The organism is Candidatus Nitrosocosmicus sp. R (assembly GCF_054408505.1).
In genome coordinates this window covers 964595-982144 of the sequence record NZ_CP167090.1, presented here as the reverse complement: position 1 = coordinate 982144, position 17550 = coordinate 964595, and the positions used below count along the sequence as shown (strand labels likewise).

The following is a 17550-nucleotide window of genomic DNA, read 5'->3' as shown; positions in this document are numbered from 1 at the left end:
ATCATCTTCAGTTTCCTTTGTTATTTGAAGTGATAATTTCTTTGCCTCATCGATTTTTTCTTCCAGACTGCTCATTTCATTATCATCTTCCCTTTATGCGGAAATCCTTTCTGAGAGGTGGCATATCCGCCCAATCTTCAGGCAATATAAAGCGTTCATTACGTGGATGTCCCAAAAAAAATACTCCCAGCATTTCATATGTTTCCCGTTCATGGTATTCTACACTTGGAAATATATTTATCAAGCTATTCGACTTGGGATCGGTTCGATCGACTCTCGTTGATAGCACTACAATGTAAGGATAGTAATCTGTATTACTATAAGAACCCAAATGATAATTAATTTCAATTTGATTATCAGCGGGATAGTCAGTCCCTGAAGCTGATTCAGCATGATCAAATCCATGATTATTTCTTAAATATAGAGCCGTTTCTACAATATTTTCAGGGCTCACCATTATCTTGGATCGGTTTTCCTTTTTATATACGAGTTTAACTTGATCTCCAAAATTAGTAGTAATAGAATTAATGAGTCTATTAGATAGTAAATTACTCTTTTCTTCTTTTACTTCCATCAAGTTCGTTTGATTATTTTGAGTATTGTCTTTTTCCATTATTTTATTTTCGACCTTTTAATTTTTTCTTGCAACAACATTGTACCTTGAATTAAAGTTTCAGGTCTAGGAGGACAGCCTGGGACATAAACATCTACGGGCACAATGCTATCTATCCCAGGCAAAACATTGTATGAATCTAGATACAGTCCCCCCGTTATTGCACAGGCTCCCATAGCAATAACATATTTTGGCTCAGGCATTTGATCATAAACCATCCTGAGCCTAGGTGCCATTTTCCTGGTTACTGTTCCTTGTACTACTATCAAATCGCACTGTCTTAATGAACCAAAAGCTTCCAATATTCCAAACCGTTCAGCGTCATAGCGCGGACTTGAAACAGCACCAAATTCTACACTACAACAAGCAGTTTCCAAGTGAACGGGCCATAGTGACCAAACACGGCCCCAGTTAATTGCGTAGCCTAAGGGTTCATCGAAAGCTTTGACCAAAACATCGCCTAGCTTTGACACTAAAACATTAAAATGGGTAGGGTTAACGAGATCCTTTATCATACCTCTACACTTGATAGATAATTACAATTCAAGTTATTAATATCTATTGGGTTCAACATGATTACCAGATTCCTTTTCTCCCTGCCAAGAATAATGCATACCCCATTGCAGCAAACATAATACCCAAAAATCCTATCATAGGCAAAGTTGCTTCTTTAGGGATGGAAAAAAAGGTAACACCCCAAGCATACAGAAAAATTGACATTACATCAAAGACGACAAACATTAGGATATAAGAATAATACTGCATCATAAAATGAGATCGTCCTTCGCCTGAAGGTACTTGACCACATTCCATTGGAAGGAATTTTACTGGATTATACCTTCTTCTTGTCATAAACAACCTCGACATGATTATTGCGGGTACCCCAACTAAAATCCCAAATCCAAATAAATATAATATTGGAAGAAATTGTGTAGCGGTTTCTCCTGCCAAATTAAAAGTGGCTGACAATATAAGATATTTATATCTTCTTATTTGATGCTCATAAAAAAACTATTTGTTTAATACGAGATTAAACAATTGCTTAACTATCATTTTGGGATGATTAAGGGCTAATTTAGCCATTTTAGTATAAGTAAAATCTGACTTTATGAAATCTAAAAATTCATCTATTGATAATTCTTTTATTATTTCAATTTCTTTGTCCCATTCTGAATCAGATAAACCAAGCCATCTTGACTGAACCTTTAAAGCGGACTTTATTTTTTTTTCAAGGAGATCCTTGTTTGCAACTTCGTAGGGCCTTAGAGAATCTCTGGATGAATTGTATTGCAATGATTCAGCTCCTACCATCCCAGCCAAACGTCCAAACTCTATGGCGTATCTTATCCCTTCTAGAACCAGGGGATTTGCCTGACCCACAGCATCTCCAACCATGATCAAGCCATCAAAGACGCTATTTGTACGCAATCCTTCATTTGGAATCATACCGTAATGAAGCTCCAAAGGTTGAATTTTCCCAAATGTATTCAGTGGAGGCAAACGACTTTTGAGGATTTGGTTTAATTTGAATAATGGGTCGGTGTCTGAATTTGGCTTCCCGATACCCACTCCGATTCTAATGCGATTTTTGGACAGAGGAAAAACCCATGCATAGCCGGCGTCAGAATAAATCTGCCCAACCATAAGGCACAAAGTTTCTTTGTCCACATCATCACAATAACACTCATATTCCGCACCTATGCCATATCGCCCCCACGATCCAACATATCCTAATTTCCTGGATACAAAACTTGTAAAGCCAGATGCATCTATTACTAAAGTTGCCTCAACATCCAATGGTCCATTAGGAGAATTTACTTTCAAAATGCTTGAATGTCCTTGTGAATTTTTTTTAACATCAATGACTTGGCTTTTAACCATCAAAGTGCTACCTTCAGAAGCTGCGCTAGATGCTAAATATTGATAGGTCTTCCTGACATCAAGGACACATGCAGAATTAAGTGTCCCAGAAATCTTAATTTGATTAGTCGGAGAGACGAAGGAATAATTTCTGATTGGATTATAATATTCCTCCGTAATATCGAATTTTTCAATTTCTTTGATCCAGGTAACGCCGCTGGTCCTAATATTATGACCAAACGATGGATCCTTTTCAAAAAGGATTACCTTTGCACCCTGTTTGGATGCAGAATATGCAGCAGATAATCCCGCTGGTCCTCCTCCTACAATGGCTATATCAAATTTCAATAACTAAATTATTTAATCGCCAAAGGGTATTATACATATTTCTTTGTTATATGTTGTAAACATATGGAAACCCTCCTGTTGAGTTTAGGATGCAATGTTTTACATACTTATACCTTGCGACTCTACAGCAATGCCGATTAAGAGACGAGAATATACATAATACCAATTGAATTTCTGTGCCGATATTAGTTACAATGTCACATGCAGACTAGTGAATTAAACATGTCATAGATTTATGGTAAATTGCATCATTAAACTTCTTAACAAATAAATAATTAAATATGCGCACAACCAGTGTTTAGCTTGATATTTTTGCGAAAACACCTCAATGTGGATGACGGCAGGGAGACGAGGAAATTAAATGAAAATATCGAGTCAATTATTAAATCAATTGAAGAAATCAGTGATGAACAGAGAGAACTGGTAAAGAATTTTAAATTAAATATGGAACTATTCGCCTCTGAGAGATCACTTGAGAGTTGCGTACAGACTCTCAACCAGTCAATGCAGTTAGCTAATATCAGGGAACAATTGGTAGAAACTTACAAACAATATTGTTTACTATTAGAGAATGAGTTAAAAAAGGCGTTGTACGAAAAACCTTAGAATCTAAAACTATAGGATAGAAATAATCACAGGATTACGACAAATATCATATTTCGGGTTAGATTTTTAATATATTCTAATTAACTAAACAGGATCCGATTTCGGATCGTTCCCAATCCCTCAACAGAAATCTCTACTATATCATCATGTTTCAAATACCTGGGCTCTTTCATTGACATAGCTACTCCCGCAGGAGTACCAGTAGATATGATATCTCCTGGTTCGATTGTGATGAGATCACTCAAAGAAGATATTATTTTTCTAATCGGAATTACCATGTTGCTACTTGACGAATTTTGTCTTAATTCGCCATTTACTTTGGTTGTAATGCGTAGTTTTTGAGGATCTTGAATCTCATCCTTAGTCGTTATCCAAGGGCCGCATGGAGCAAATGTATCAATACTTTTACCTCGTGTGAACTGCTTATCTCTAAACTGGATATCTCGCGCAGAAACATCATGGAATATCATGTAACCAAATACGGCATCTAATGAATCTTTTTCAGAAATTTTTTTGACTTGTCTTCCGATAATGACGGCTATTTCGGCTTCATAATCTAGCCTCTTTACATAAGAGGGGGAGATGACATTTCCATAAGGTGAATTTAACGCCGTTCTTGGTTTTAGGAATATTACAGGTTCTTCAGAAGGTGTTAATCCTGCATCCCGAGCATGATCATAGTAATTAAAAGCTAAACAAATAATTTTAGGCGGATTGGGAAGTGGAGCCAACAAATCAACTTCATTTATTGGTAAATCGTAAGTAAGTTTAGCTCCAACAGAATTTACTTCTGCCAGCCAACCACCAAACAAGAATTCCTTGATTCGAGGTGGGATAGGAACTCCAGTCTTTTCCTGTATTTGTTCCTTAGTAATTATTTTCTTCCCGTCTTCAGAGACAATTCCATATGATTCTACTGAATTTTTCAATCTAATCCTTGCTATTTTCATTTTTTAATATCACCTATGTGTAAATATTGCAGTAGAGTTGTCATCAATCTTACAGAATCCATATCTAACAAATTGAATCACAGTTCCAATGTCAAGTTTTGATATATAGGATTCAGCTAATCCACAATCCACTATTAAATTATTTTCATTGTATTTGTCTCCTTCGTAAAGAGGTAATGGCCTTAAAATCCTATAATTTTGAGAGTCGGACTTTGATACCCACTGAACCTTTGGCATATTATGAGAAATTACATTTCCCTTATTTTTTGCATTAATAACAATATTAGGCTCATTTCCGCCGTTATCATCCTTGCTGAGATTTTTTTCAATTGACAAAATTTCTATATTGCATAAATCCATTAATCTTAATGTATCTCCGATTTTTAGTTTAATTGCATCATCGTTAGATATATAAATTATATTTCCTACCCGCACCTTCCTCTTCCCCATGTCAAGAGTAGGATGATTTCTTATCTCAACTGTATCGATATCAAGCGTGTCTATTTTCACTCTGACTGGACACTTGACAAAAAAGAGTCTTTGTGCTTTGGAGTCCAGCAATTTCCTATTAAATGATTCCAATATTTCCATTGAGGGTTTTGTTTCTGATAGTGTAATACTGAGGGAAAGAACAAATTTCCTTATAGCTTCAGGAAGGATTCCACGTCTTCTCAATCCCAAGAGGGTAGGCAATCTGGGATCATCCCAATTCTTTATTATTCCCTTTTCAATCAAGGGCGTAATTTTCCTCTTAGAAACTGGAATTCCTTCAAATTCCAATCTAGAGAATTCAATCAGTTTTGGTTTTGCTAAAGACAAATTATCTAAGATGGAAAAATACAGTTCATTTCGTAATTCGTATTCTTTTGTCCTAAAGGCATGAGTGACGCCGTCGAGGCTATCCTCTATAGGTGCAGCAAAATCATAAGTAGGCCATAATGAATATTTTGATCCAACCTTAGGGTGTTGACCACCTTTTATGACCCTAAAAAGGGTTGGATCCCGCATTGCCGTGTTAAGACTGGCCATATTACCCCTGTACCTCAGGATTGCTTGATTCTTGTCATAATTTCCTGCGATCATACTTTCAAATTCAGACGAGTTATTTTCAATCGATTTATTAGTACATTCACACGCAATCGCATTTAGCCGGTTACTCTTTATGACTTCTGGTGAACAAGAACAAACGTAAGCAAAATTTCTCCGGATTAACTCCTTCCCATAATCATAAATTTTAACAATATCATCAGAAGTATTCTTGATCTCATCTGGTCTTACTTGAAGCCAGTCAAGACCATCTTTTATAGCACTGTAATATTCAATTTTTTCTTTTTGAGGATTAGTATCATCGTATCGCAAGATCAACTTCCCGTCATATTTCCTAGCATATTCTTCGTCAATTACCGCAGCTTTAGCATGACCGATATGAGGATAGCCATTGGGTTCGGGAGGAAATCTTGTTACTACTTTACCTTGAATTGCCCCTTCTAGATTTGGGAGTTCAAATTCGATATCCTTTCCAGTTGAGGTTTTGGCCTTTTTATTTTCTGAATCCTTTTGGATATTATCGGTTGCCCCCATTTCACTTTTGACATGTTTTAAATAATGATTATTTTCCAAGATAATAGAGTCATAAAGTGTCTTTTTTTCATGAACTGAAAGATCTCTTAATTCACTAGTAATTTCTTTAATTTCTGGAATCAATTCTTTTATATCAATATTCGCTCCCATGTCCTTAGAAATTGAAAAAGTCTTTGAAATAACAACGTCAATTTTTATTGTGTTGTTAAACTCCAGAGCATTCTTCAATGCTATCAACTTAACAGTATTGACAAATTTCTGATCGGCAATCATTTAAAATTACAAACTCCGTTCTACAATGTATTTTGCAGAATTTTCTAATGAAATTAAGGCAGGAGACCGATCATAACTTTTTAATGTCTTAAATGCCTCCTCAGCGTAACTGTTTGCAATATCACGGACTTCCATATCGACTCTAATTTCAGCAATTTTTTTCACCATTTCTGCAATCTCAGAATCTTTCGCATTCTTTTTGCCAAACAGTTGTCTTAATAAATCCTTATCTGTAGAATTTAGATTCTGAAAAGCTAATAAAATAGGCAGAGTTTTTTTACCTTCTCGTATATCATTTCCTACAAATTTGCCAGTTAGTTTTGAATCTCCATGAATTCCTATCAAATCATCAATTAGTTGGAATGCAATGCCGATTTTTTCTCCGTATCTAGACATATTTCCTAAATCATTTTCGGCAAAATCAGGTGATGAAAGAGTGCCCAATTCGCAGGAAACTCTAAACAGGGCGGCCGTTTTTTTTTCAATCATTTTAATATATGATCCTGTTGATGAAAACTCGTCGTTCTGAGCCATTTGTATATCCAAGGCTTGTCCCTCGCAGACATCAATACAGGAAGTGGATAACAAGTCCACCATCCTCAACAGAACGGATTGATCAAGCCCAACCTTCTTTCCATGAATAGATATCACTTGGAATGCTTTTGAAAAGAGGACATCTCCAGCTAGAATTGCCAAAGGAATTCCAAATTGCCGATGTACCGTAGTTACATTATGCCTAACGTTATCATTATCCATTATGTCGTCGTGAACCAATGTAAAATTATGAATTAATTCTACAGAAGCAGCGGCCGGAAGCGAAGATTGTAAATTCCCATTAAGAAGTTCGCTGGATTTTATAGTCATAAAGGGTCTCAGCCTCTTACCCCCACTATTTATATAGTGCAAAGAAGCCGTATACAAGCCAAAAGGCTCGCCGGAAATATTATTGAGAATAAATTGATTTATCTTAGAAGCAACAAGATTGATTTCAGTTTTTATGTCTTCTGAACTCATAACTATTCAACATACTTGCTAATTTATCTTTCAATATATATCTTGTATTCACCAAGGAATCAATATCAGATGAACCTAACAAAAACATCGTACCTCTGAGCTGCGCTAAAATCAACTGGGTAAACTTGTCTAACTCATACTCGGATTCTGCAGCCTTTCTTAAGAAAGGAAAGGCCATTGCAGACATTTTAGCTCCAAGCATCAAACACTTGGCTATTTCTAGGCCATTGCGGAGTCCACCCGAAGCAATCACAGGGATTTTTACTGATCTTGAAGTCAATAATATGCACAGAGCAGTGGGAATACCCCAATCCCAAAAAAGGGTGCCCAAATTAGATTTTATATCACTGTGGGCATTATCCGCTCTTATTTTTTCAATTCCGGCCCAGCTTGTACCTCCCGCCCCTGCCACGTTAATAGCTCCAATTCCAGCACTTTGGAGTTTGAGAGCGACCTCAGGCGAAATTCCAGAGCCCACTTCTTTTACTATGACAGGAATCTCTATTTCCTCTACTAGAGAGGTTATTTTTTGTAGTATTCCCTTAAAATTTGGTTCCCCTTCGGGTTGAATCAGTTCTTGGAGTGGGTTCAAATGAATGGCTAATGCGTCAGCATCAATCATTTTTATGATTTTTTTCACATCATCTTTTGATAATCCTTCCGCAAGTTGGGCCCCACCTATATTTGCAATCAAAAAAGCATTTGGGGCAACGCTGCGAGCAACAGCATAACTCTGGACCAGCTTGTCACTTTTTAGTCCAGCCCTTTGACTTCCAAGGCCCATTGCTAATCCATACTTCTCAGCTATTTGACCCAATCTTTTGTTTATAACTAGTGCTTCATCAGTACCGCCAGTCATCGAGTCAATGATAATGGGAGCAGAAAAGTTCCTTCCAAGGAAAACTGTATTCAATTTTATATCTTCTATATTGATTTCGGGCAACGCATTGTGGATCAAATATACATCCTCCAAAAGAGTTGTAGTTTCTCTGCCCTGAACCTTTTGATTCAGAGGGATGTCTATTCCTTCTTTTTTTCTCCTCTTTATCATTTCAATTTGTTTTTCGGAGATTGAATGGTCTTCGCTATCCGTATCTAACTCCCTCCCAGAAATCTGAATATTTCATTTCCGTCCTAACTCCCAGGACCCTTTCTTATACATGTACCAATATATTCACGATCGTGAATTATATCTAATATTCTTTCTGGATGGAAACCATTAATCAAATATGCTGGTGTTCCTGATTTTGCAATTTGAATGGATTCAGTTATTTTCCGTTTCATTCCTCCTGTAACATCAAAAGAAGAGTCAGGGTTATCCCTTTGCATTTCACCTTTTAGAAAAATATTGTCATTATCTGTCTTGTCTACTCGAATTTCCTGGACTATTTCCCCTTTATCCATATTATTGTATAATCCATCTACATTTGTGGTAAAAATGGAGAAATCTGGATGTAATTGTGTGCATAACATAGACATTATAGTATCTCCAGAAAGAATTGAAAATTTATTTTCAGAGGTATGTATTACATCTCCAAACGTAATAGGTATCAGATCATTCCCAGTGGTCATGCCAAGGATATCATGTATTCTCGCAGGATCCGCGGCGCTGTTAAATACGAATGCAGATGGTTGAACCGAATAAGGTTTTAGTTTGGACTCTATAAATTTAGTGATAATTATGTGATTTAGTTTGATCATGGATTCATGGACTACAGATACACCTAGATCCGAATATGGGTATGGCTTGGTATGCATATCATATTTTACAGACCAATAGTGACCAAAAGAACCTCCACCATGAACAATAATAATCTTAAAATTTTTCTTGATTTCACCTAATACTTTTAATATTTTATCGATCCCCTCGTAGTTTGGAGATAAAGGTTTGTCTTTGAATGTAACTACCGATCCGCCTAACTTTATGATTATTAAATTGCTAGCCATGAAGACGTACTAGACTAGTGAAATATCAAGACATTATTAATTGTGTGATTTATTAAAATTTTTTGGGATCTTGGTACTATGGCCAAAGGCGCTGAGGTATTAGTTATTGCGACCTATCCTCAACCCTTCTGGATCAATCTTTGCAAAGAAATATCTTAAATTTAATAAATCTAATCTTTTTAGAATATTCTTGACTGCTGAAAGATCATCCTTATGCAGGAAAGACAAAACTGAACCACCACCCCCAGCCCCGGTAATTTTTGTTCCCAACGAACCCTCAGAATTACAAATATTGATTATCTTATCTATTATGGGATTAGACAAAGAAAGACTGACTAACAATTGGTGATTCCTATTTAAAAGTTCACCAATGTTTTCAATATCGTTATGCTCAAGGTAGCTGAAAACTTGATTATAGATATCTCCATACTGGTTACATAGGATGTTAAAATCATTGGGATAATTATTTTTAATTTTGGCTACCTTCTCTATCATAGAAAAGGTATCATGTGTAATACCGCTATTTATTATCAAGAACTGATAATCACTAAAATCTGCTAAGATCCTCCTAAAACCATTCAATCTGTCGAATTGTCCCAACCCCCCAAATGTGCAAATACTACAATCTGCTCCCGAAGTATTTCTATTGAGTATCTTCTCCGCTTGAATAGATTCATAACAAATCTTGTCCTTATTTAGCGTCTTATCTATGAAATGGTAAAGAGCAGCTGTTAATGCAACACAAAAAGCTGAAGAGGATCCAAGTCCTCCGCCTAACGGGATTTCAGAGTCCAAACGAATCAAAATACTATACTTTGATCTAACATCAATGCTGACATTAGTCACCAGATATTGGATAACGCTGTACAGCTTCTTGATAATTTCATGATATGTGTTATTCTGTTCCACTGGGAAGGAAAGCACCGAGTTTTGTAAAGTGGCTCTAAAACCTAGATTTGATTCAATTTTGATTTCATCGGCCGTAGATGGCGAGATATATAATTTTACCTTAAAGAATTTATCTATTGATGTGATTAACGATGGATATCCATAAACCACAAAGTGCTCCCCAAAAAGAATTACCTTTCCTGGAGCTACTGCTTCTATTTGGCGTTCAAAAGTGTTAGTATTTGAATACAATCAAACTCCCATTCCTACTACTATTAGTACTCCTCCTCAACCTCAAGCCCTCTAAAGCATTAGAATCGATGAATAACCCACGACCGAAGACTTTTTGTCATCAATATCGCCACTCGTAAGATGCTTTAATAAAATTACGTCAAAGTTTCCCAATAATTTAGAAAATTCTATTGCAGTACCTACACAACCGTATCCGCAGATGTATTGAAAATAGTTTTTCAAAGTATCATAAAATGAATCGATATCCATCTTTGAAATTGCTGATATCAGTTTTTTATCAATGGCATAGCATTCTTTATAATTTAGATAGTGAGTAAAATTAGTGGTAGATAATAGTATAACTTTTTCATTTTGAGGTACTATACTTGCTAATAACTTTGCTAGTTGTATACAAGTCTTTTTGTCCTGTTTTCTTTGAAGTATAGGTAAAAATCTAAAATTATTCTTCTTTAATACTTGAATAAATGGCAACTGTGTTTCAATTGTGTAATCAATTTCAAAAGAAAATGAATCTATCTCTAAAAAGCCATCATTACTTTTATTTATCAGATCACGTGCCATTGTCTCGTTGATTTGTGCTGGACCCAAGGGGGTATTCCAGCTACCTTGATCCCACACCGAAATACCAGGGCTAGTGCCACGATGATCGGAAGATAGTATTATGAAATTCTGACATTCTATCTTGTCTATTAGGTAATAAGTGAATGATGACACATAACCAGAGTAATCGTACGAACCATGAGGAACTATAAAACTCAGAATCTTTTTATCTTGAATATATTCATTTACCATTTGTAGGAATTTGCTATCTTCAGAAGAGGAATTCAGGAGCGAAAAAAAGCTTTGAATTGAAGCATTCAATTTCCCATAATCTTTAGGATAAAAAACTCCACTAAAGTTATGTTCACGTGTCAATATTTAATTAAATCAATTCTTCAACTAGTTTTGCTTCGAAATCATCTATTGTCAATGGCATCTCAGAATCAGACTTTATCTTTCCTTGTTTTTTAAGGACTTCTTTTGTCAACAGCCAATAAACCGTAGCAAGGGCTTTTCTGCCTCTGTTATTTGATGGAATTACCAAATCAACTTTAGAAGTAATATTGTCACTATTTGATAATGCGATTACAGGGACCCCAGCTCTTGTTGCTTCCAATACGGCCTGTTCATCGGCCTGCGGATCTGTGACTATAACTATTTCGGGCTCCAAATATTTGGGTAATGAAGGATTAGTAAATGTACCTGGCATAAATCTTCCAAAAATACCACGAGCGCCTGTTAGTTCACAAAATTTTTCGATTGGTGTTTTTCCGTACTCCCTAGCAGATGTTACCGCAACATTTGCAATATTCGTTCTACCAATAAATTTGGCGGCAACGTCAATTCTTGCAAGAGTTTTACTAATATCAAGGATATACAAGCCTTCGGGATTAGCACGAGTTATGAATGATGTCATAAATTTAGTTTTGATCGGAGTTCCTACCCTGATTCCAGTTGACAATATCATTTTCTCTAGGTTATTAGGATCTTCTAATGATTCTGATTGTTCTACGATATCAGACGAACTGTTCGGTTCCTCATCGCCAATAATTGTTTGTTCAGTTTCATCAGATTCCCCATAGTTTTCAGGAGATTCTTCTGAGTTGCTAGTTGTATTTTTTGAATCTTCTTCCTCAGTTGTGGAAGCATCATCGTTAACAGTTTTATCTATGTTTTCATTATTAGAATTATTAAGAGAATCCATTTCCTCAGTATTCATATTCATGATATATTGCTCCATTTAGCCATTCCTTCTATTAAACCATACTCTGAAACTCTTAATAATTCATTTAATTTGGAAATTCTTTCGCCGCCTACGATACCAGTTTTTATCATTATTGAATTTGTAGCGATAGAAATATGAGAAATATGACTGTCAACTGACTCACCCGACCTATGAGAAGTAATGATTTTGATGTTATTCTTGGTGCATTCTTCTGCAAATAACATGGCGTCGTATAAAGTGCCTGCTTGATTTACCTTCAAAATTGCTCCAGAGCAGGCTTTTTTTTTAGCAGCCAGAGTGGCCCTATTTGTATTTGTTACTAGCAAATCATCACCCGTAACAAGGCACGTAGGGTTATTTTTAGTGATAATCGACATATTCTCAAAATCCTCTTCATGCAATGGATCTTCAGCATATATGAGGTTGTAGTCACGGATCAATTTGTTAACGTACTCTATTTGCTGCTCTGTTGTTCTTAAAATTCCCTCCCGCTGGTAATCATATACCTTCTTGTTAGTATCCCACATTGAGGAGCTTGCAAAGTCTATACCCATTCTGATCTCTTTCTTTGGATCATATCCGCACTGAATAATTGCATTTTCAACTAACTCAATGGCGTGATCATTTACAATAGCAGGGGCCCATCCTCCTTCGTCTCCCTTTCCATATGTAAATTTACTGTCGATTTTTTCGATACTTTTTTTTACCTCCTTATGAATTTGTGAATTCAAAGAGATTGCTTCGGAGATCGATAGTGATTTTACAGGACAAATTAAAAATTCTTGCAAGTCAGGGGTTCCTGGACCAGCATGTGCGCCTCCCCCCAATACATTTCCAAGAGGGTACGGGAAACTAATCTTATCCAATTTAGGGTTCAAAACTTTATAGAATGGAATGTTCATGGCCTTTGCAGCTGAATCTACGCTCGCTATGGAAAGGGCGTAAGCCACAGAACCCCCAATATTTGAATAATTATCAGAAGGATCCACTGTTTTAATCACATTGTGCAGATTTTTGAGGTCTGCGCTGTCAATCCCAATAAATTTATTCTTTATACTGTTAAAATTACTAATGGTTAATTCTGGGTCGTTTTGAATAAAGCTTTGTGCCTCATACATCCCGACGCTGGCGCCTGATGGTGCACAAGCCCTCCCTTGGTACTTGTTGTCGGACTGTACATCAATTTCGATAGTTTTATCTCCTCGGCTATTGAAAACTAGCCTTTCTTCAATAGAAGTGATTTCAGGCAATGTTTATCATTCCATTTCAGATTGAATCTCCGCCCGTCGTTTCCTCAAAGCTTCATAATAGGGAATGACCTGATATATGGTCTCTACGCTTGAGACGAACATCCTTCTGCAACAATAACGTGTAATTTTCAAAGAATCCATAATTTTATTTGGTTCTTCTCCTTGTTTTAACTGAGTTAAATATTCATTATAGATATTAGCTATCAGTTTTCCACATGTGAAGCATCTTACTGGAACAAGCATGCTATAAAAAAATGAACTCCATAATAAAAATCATTCAAATGCCATTATGATATTAGTGGGAATATTCAAATTATCCTTCCAACAATAAAATGTCAAAGCGGGAGTCGCCCAGCTTGGCCAAAGGCGTAAGGTTGAGGGCCTTATCCCTTAGGGGTTCGTGGGTTCAAATCCCATCTCCCGCATCTGATTTGACATTTTCAAATAAATAGAATACTACAGAAAACAGACATAAGTTACATGATGAAAATAGTCATTAAATGAACATTATACCTGCCGTATCAGCACCAGAATTCAAAGATATCAAGAATTGGAGCGACAACGCCACGCATAGTATAAAGGAACTAAAAGGTAAGGTAGTGCTTTTAGATTTTTGGACATATACATGCATTTTTTGCTTAAGAACCATTCCTACAATAAAAAAGATTCAAGAGAAATATGCTGATAAAGGTTTGGTTGTATTTGGGATTCATTCAGCCGAATATGAATTTGCCAAAAATATCGCTAATATCGAAAAGGCATTAAAGGAGTTTGGATTGGATGGAGATGTGACGGGATATGATACCAATAATAAAACTTGGGAAGTATTTGGGAATTCATACTGGCCCAAGCACATATTGATTGATACTGATGGGTTTGTAAGGTACGAACATCCTGGATACGGAACATTTGATGATTTTGAAGAAGCTTTAGCCGATTTGCTTGATCTCCCATTCTCCAATAGAGAATCGCCTCAAGAAAAGCAAGATGGTATATCAGAATTAAGTACTGATTTAAACAACCAAAAGGAAAAGGAACAAGAGATCAACAGCAATCAAAATGAGGTGACTAAGATATACGGAATGCATTTTAACGGCATGGCCCCTGAGATCTGCGTAGGTTACTCACGGATCAGAAGGTTTGGAAATAATCAAAAAGCCAAAATTAATGAATACAATGTGTTCACTGCGCCTCAAACCGTGTTGGATAATACCGTGTATTTAAAAGGAAAATGGAGATGGGATAAAGAGGGCATAAAGGCATCATTTGACCATAAGGAAAAAGATCCCGCAATAGTCTTCAAATACAATATGGCATCAAATGTAAACGTAATAGTTGGTAGTACCGACGGCCAGCCTGCAATAGCAAATGTTAAGCTGGATGGTGAATTTTTAACGGATGAACAATTAGGATATCATGTAAAAAAGGATAGTAATTCGAGTTATATCGAAATCACATGGCCACATATTATGAACATAGTCAAAACGCCAAGTCCTGAAATTCATGTGCTTGAAATATTACCAAAGACAGATAATTTCTATTTTTACACATTTGTATTTGGTTAATACTTGAACAATGGCAGACAATAAATTAAGATATATCATGAGCAGGATGGCAGCATGAAAACAAACATGTATTTTTGGTGTCCTAACAATTAACAGTATGTCAAACCAAAAAGATCATAATATGATGAAAATTAAAGAGGGCGACAAGCCTTTCGATTTTGAATACAGAGACCCAAAGAACAATGAATTCAAATTGTCAAACCTGTTAAAACACAAAAAGATAGTTATTTACTTTTATCCAAAAGATTTTACTCCTGGTTGTACCACCGAGGCTGAGGAATTTACTAAAGACTATGCTCTATTTGAACAACAGGGGATCGAAATAATTGGAATCAGCCCGGATTCTAACGATTCTCATACAAAATTCAGAGAGAAGATGAATATCCCCTATATGCTTGCATCCGATCCGAACAATGAAATTTCAAAGGAATATGGGGTCTACGGGCTCAAAAAATTTATGGGTAAGGAATACTTTGGCGTTACAAGGTCAACATTTTTAGTTGATCAAACTGGAAGCATTGCTAAAATATATTCAAGTGTCAAACCAAGGGGTCACAGCAAAGAAGTGCTTGAATTCTTTAAAGATGGATGACACCTTCATTCAATTGCTGAATCAGCTATATCATATCCATAAATGGACAACAGGATCCTATTAATTTGGATTTCAGTAGCACCAAATTGGATAAAATAATCCATTTTGAGATTTAGCATATCCATATTTTCCTCATTTAGAAGGTATTTGACTCTGTCATCTTGGTCTCTTTCACGAAATTCATGCGTTAATTCAGAAACCTCTAACAATATAGCATTGCCGTGTTTATTCAAGTCAGCCAAGGCTTTGGGGTTTATTTTAGATTGAAGTAACACACCGACCATTTTATTTATAAACATGGTAATAAGCAACCGCATCTTTTGAAATTTTAACTTGAACATATCGTGATCAGGTAAGGCGGGAATGTAATTACATATTAGAAACTGATACTCATCTAGATTTTTAGTTATAGCAAAAGAAACACCTATCCCGTCTATTTTACCTTTTAAAACACTAACATTCTTGCAATTAAGCAATACTTTTCCTGTTTGATCCTTCAACAACAAATTATTAGATGAAATACCATCAGAAGCCAGATATTTTTTACAGGTTGTAGAAGAGATAACAGATTTAGAAATAAACGAATGCATCGATTCAGTCAAACTTTCAGTCATATTCAGACAGTACCTTATACTATATAGTAATTCTGATCTGCTTTTTAACAAAAAATTTGGAGATCATCGAGTAAATTCTAACATTGATACCATTTGTGCATAAAACTTGACCTTATGAAAATTAGAAACCGGTAGTGATTGTGGGTCTTGCATCATTTTTAATTTCTGTATTTTCGTAAAGATTGCATAAAACGATTTATATGTTTCATCAAATTCTCATAGAGTATTATTTGGGATCCAATATGAATTTGAATTGCGATTGCCCCTGTCATAAAAAATACGGCGACAAATCAATTTGTCAAAAATGTATTGAAAGACACAAGGGTTCCCCTTACTATAATATAATCAAAAAGTTTAACTAAACCGACTTTTATATTTACCACGCGTAGTTTCTAATCATCATGACCTTATAAAATTCAGATTAATTTATGAGTTGCCTTGCAAAATCATTCTGAGTATCGTAATCCCTGATACAAAAATGAAAGTAAATGTTACTTTAAAAATAATAAGAACAAAATATTTAACTAACTTGGCTCAAAACAGAGAATATTATGGTAGTAGACAATAAGGCAACAGTTTCATATATCAGGGTTCTAAAAGAAGACCTTGCGATTTTTCATGTTAAACCAAACGAGGGCCAAGTCCCAGACTTTAAACCGGGTCAGTTTGTTACCTTGGGTTTAAATGTTCCTAATGAAGGTAAGGTAATAAGGAGAGCATATTCGATTGCTTCACCCCCAGAACAAAAAAAACACTTTGAGCTTGTAGTACGATGGGTTAAGAAACCACTGCCCGGAAGGCTTACAACACAATTATTTGATAAGAGGGAAGGAGACGAAATTAATTGGGTGAGGCCCACAGGTATTTTTACAATTAATGAAAAAATGCCTGATGGTAGTCCAGATAATAGGAGATTAGTACTGATTGGAGGCGGAACAGGTTTAGCCCCCTTTATATCATATTCGTTACACCTAAAATCAAAGGGGACTAAAAGACAAATCGTAGTGCTTCACGGCGCAAGCTATGTCGATGAATTGAGTTATAGAGAATTGTTAACCGAGTTGGAGGCCGAAAGTTTGGAGAAGGGTGGTAGTGAATGGAACTTTAGATATCGAGCAAGTATCAGCAGGCCCCAGGAATGGTTCAATAGATCATGGAATGGACATAAGGGGAGAGTAGAAACCTTTCTACGTCCAAAGCCAGGCAAGGATAAATCACCCTTGGAGGAACTAGTGGGTGAGAAAATTACACCGCAAAATACGTCTTTTTATGTGTGTGGATGGCAGGGCACCGTAGATGGGGTTCTAGATTCTCTAGTACCAAAGGGTTTTGTAACTGAAAGGAACAAGAGAAAAGATGGTACTTTTGACGTTAAATTTGAATCGTACGGATAAACTTTTTTTATAAAGTTTATTTAACCTACTTTCAAATA

19 protein-coding genes and 1 tRNA gene are annotated in these 17550 nt (G+C 35.9%); 5 read left to right on the top strand and 15 right to left on the bottom strand.

Annotation, left to right across the window (positions count from 1 at the left end):
* Positions 1–82: 82 nt before the first annotated feature.
* The 4 genes from AAGU22_RS05050 to AAGU22_RS05035 form a co-directional block, all read right to left on the bottom strand.
* Positions 83–613 carry an NADH-quinone oxidoreductase subunit C gene (locus AAGU22_RS05050; protein ID WP_458721137.1) on the bottom strand — a complete coding sequence of 177 codons (531 nt, stop codon included), beginning with the start codon at positions 611–613 and terminating at the stop codon, positions 83–85.
* On the bottom strand, positions 613–1128 hold the full coding sequence (locus AAGU22_RS05045) for an NADH-quinone oxidoreductase subunit B (RefSeq protein ID WP_458721136.1): 516 nt from the start codon (positions 1126–1128) through the stop codon (positions 613–615). The genes AAGU22_RS05050 and AAGU22_RS05045 overlap by 1 nt, the downstream gene beginning before the upstream one ends.
* Positions 1129–1189: 61 nt before the next feature.
* On the bottom strand, positions 1190–1564 hold the full coding sequence (locus AAGU22_RS05040; protein WP_458721744.1) for an NADH-quinone oxidoreductase subunit A: 375 nt from the start codon (positions 1562–1564) through the stop codon (positions 1190–1192).
* A gap of 60 nt (positions 1565–1624) precedes the next feature.
* Positions 1625–2821 (bottom strand): NAD(P)/FAD-dependent oxidoreductase, encoded by a 1197-nt coding sequence (locus AAGU22_RS05035; RefSeq protein WP_458721135.1) that lies wholly within the window; start codon positions 2819–2821, stop codon positions 1625–1627.
* Between the two features lie 312 nt (positions 2822–3133).
* Here AAGU22_RS05035 and AAGU22_RS05030 point away from each other — a divergent pair, with 312 nt between their 5' ends.
* Positions 3134–3427 carry a hypothetical protein gene (locus tag AAGU22_RS05030; protein ID WP_458721134.1) on the top strand — a complete coding sequence of 98 codons (294 nt, stop codon included), beginning with the start codon at positions 3134–3136 and terminating at the stop codon, positions 3425–3427.
* An 80-nt stretch (positions 3428–3507) separates the two neighbouring features.
* On the opposite strand, the gene AAGU22_RS05025 is transcribed toward AAGU22_RS05030, so the two are convergent.
* The 10 genes from AAGU22_RS05025 to AAGU22_RS04980 form a co-directional block, all read right to left on the bottom strand.
* Positions 3508–4377 (bottom strand): fumarylacetoacetate hydrolase family protein, encoded by an 870-nt coding sequence (locus tag AAGU22_RS05025; RefSeq protein ID WP_458721133.1) that lies wholly within the window; start codon positions 4375–4377, stop codon positions 3508–3510.
* A gap of 9 nt (positions 4378–4386) precedes the next feature.
* Positions 4387–6231, bottom strand: coding sequence for a glutamate--tRNA ligase (gene gltX / locus AAGU22_RS05020; RefSeq protein WP_458721132.1), 1845 nt, complete (start codon positions 6229–6231; stop codon positions 4387–4389).
* 6 nt (positions 6232–6237) lie between these two features.
* Positions 6238–7245: a polyprenyl synthetase family protein gene (locus tag AAGU22_RS05015; RefSeq protein ID WP_458721131.1), complete on the bottom strand. Its 1008-nt coding sequence runs from the start codon at positions 7243–7245 to the stop codon at positions 6238–6240.
* Entirely contained in the window at positions 7220–8296 is a 1077-nt protein-coding gene (gene fni / locus AAGU22_RS05010) for a type 2 isopentenyl-diphosphate Delta-isomerase (protein ID WP_458721130.1), read from the bottom strand. Before fni ends, AAGU22_RS05015 begins: the two co-directional genes overlap by 26 nt.
* A gap of 83 nt (positions 8297–8379) precedes the next feature.
* Positions 8380–9192, bottom strand: coding sequence for an isopentenyl phosphate kinase (locus AAGU22_RS05005; RefSeq protein ID WP_458721129.1), 813 nt, complete (start codon positions 9190–9192; stop codon positions 8380–8382).
* Between the two features lie 99 nt (positions 9193–9291).
* Positions 9292–10332, bottom strand: a complete 1041-nt coding sequence (gene mvk / locus AAGU22_RS05000; RefSeq protein ID WP_458721128.1) for a mevalonate kinase — start codon at positions 10330–10332, stop codon at positions 9292–9294.
* Between the two features lie 51 nt (positions 10333–10383).
* Positions 10384–11247, bottom strand: coding sequence for an AmmeMemoRadiSam system protein B (gene amrB, locus AAGU22_RS04995; RefSeq protein ID WP_458721127.1), 864 nt, complete (start codon positions 11245–11247; stop codon positions 10384–10386).
* A gap of 7 nt (positions 11248–11254) precedes the next feature.
* Positions 11255–11839, bottom strand: coding sequence for a 30S ribosomal protein S2 (rpsB, locus tag AAGU22_RS04990; RefSeq protein ID WP_458721743.1), 585 nt, complete (start codon positions 11837–11839; stop codon positions 11255–11257).
* Positions 11840–12093: 254 nt separating this feature from the next.
* Positions 12094–13347, bottom strand: a complete 1254-nt coding sequence (gene eno, locus AAGU22_RS04985) for a phosphopyruvate hydratase (protein ID WP_458721126.1) — start codon at positions 13345–13347, stop codon at positions 12094–12096.
* Positions 13348–13353: 6 nt separating this feature from the next.
* Positions 13354–13590, bottom strand: a complete 237-nt coding sequence (locus tag AAGU22_RS04980) for a DNA-directed RNA polymerase subunit N (protein ID WP_458721125.1) — start codon at positions 13588–13590, stop codon at positions 13354–13356.
* Between the two features lie 97 nt (positions 13591–13687).
* Between AAGU22_RS04980 and AAGU22_RS04975 the strand changes: the two genes are divergently transcribed.
* The 3 genes from AAGU22_RS04975 (at position 13688) to bcp (ending at position 15504) form a co-directional block, all read left to right on the top strand.
* Positions 13688–13772: transfer RNA gene (locus AAGU22_RS04975), tRNA-Leu, on the top strand.
* Between the two features lie 75 nt (positions 13773–13847).
* Positions 13848–14912 (top strand): redoxin family protein, encoded by a 1065-nt coding sequence (locus AAGU22_RS04970; protein WP_458721124.1) that lies wholly within the window; start codon positions 13848–13850, stop codon positions 14910–14912.
* Between the two features lie 97 nt (positions 14913–15009).
* On the top strand, positions 15010–15504 hold the full coding sequence (gene bcp, locus AAGU22_RS04965) for a thioredoxin-dependent thiol peroxidase (protein ID WP_458721123.1): 495 nt from the start codon (positions 15010–15012) through the stop codon (positions 15502–15504).
* Between the two features lie 5 nt (positions 15505–15509).
* Here bcp and AAGU22_RS04960 read toward each other — a convergent pair whose 3' ends face one another.
* On the bottom strand, positions 15510–16118 hold the full coding sequence (locus tag AAGU22_RS04960) for a hypothetical protein (RefSeq protein ID WP_458721122.1): 609 nt from the start codon (positions 16116–16118) through the stop codon (positions 15510–15512).
* Positions 16119–16669: 551 nt separating this feature from the next.
* On the opposite strand from AAGU22_RS04960, the gene AAGU22_RS04955 reads away from it, so the two are divergent.
* Positions 16670–17512 carry an FAD-binding oxidoreductase gene (locus AAGU22_RS04955; RefSeq protein WP_458721121.1) on the top strand — a complete coding sequence of 281 codons (843 nt, stop codon included), beginning with the start codon at positions 16670–16672 and terminating at the stop codon, positions 17510–17512.
* The last annotated feature ends 38 nt before the right edge of the window (positions 17513–17550 follow it).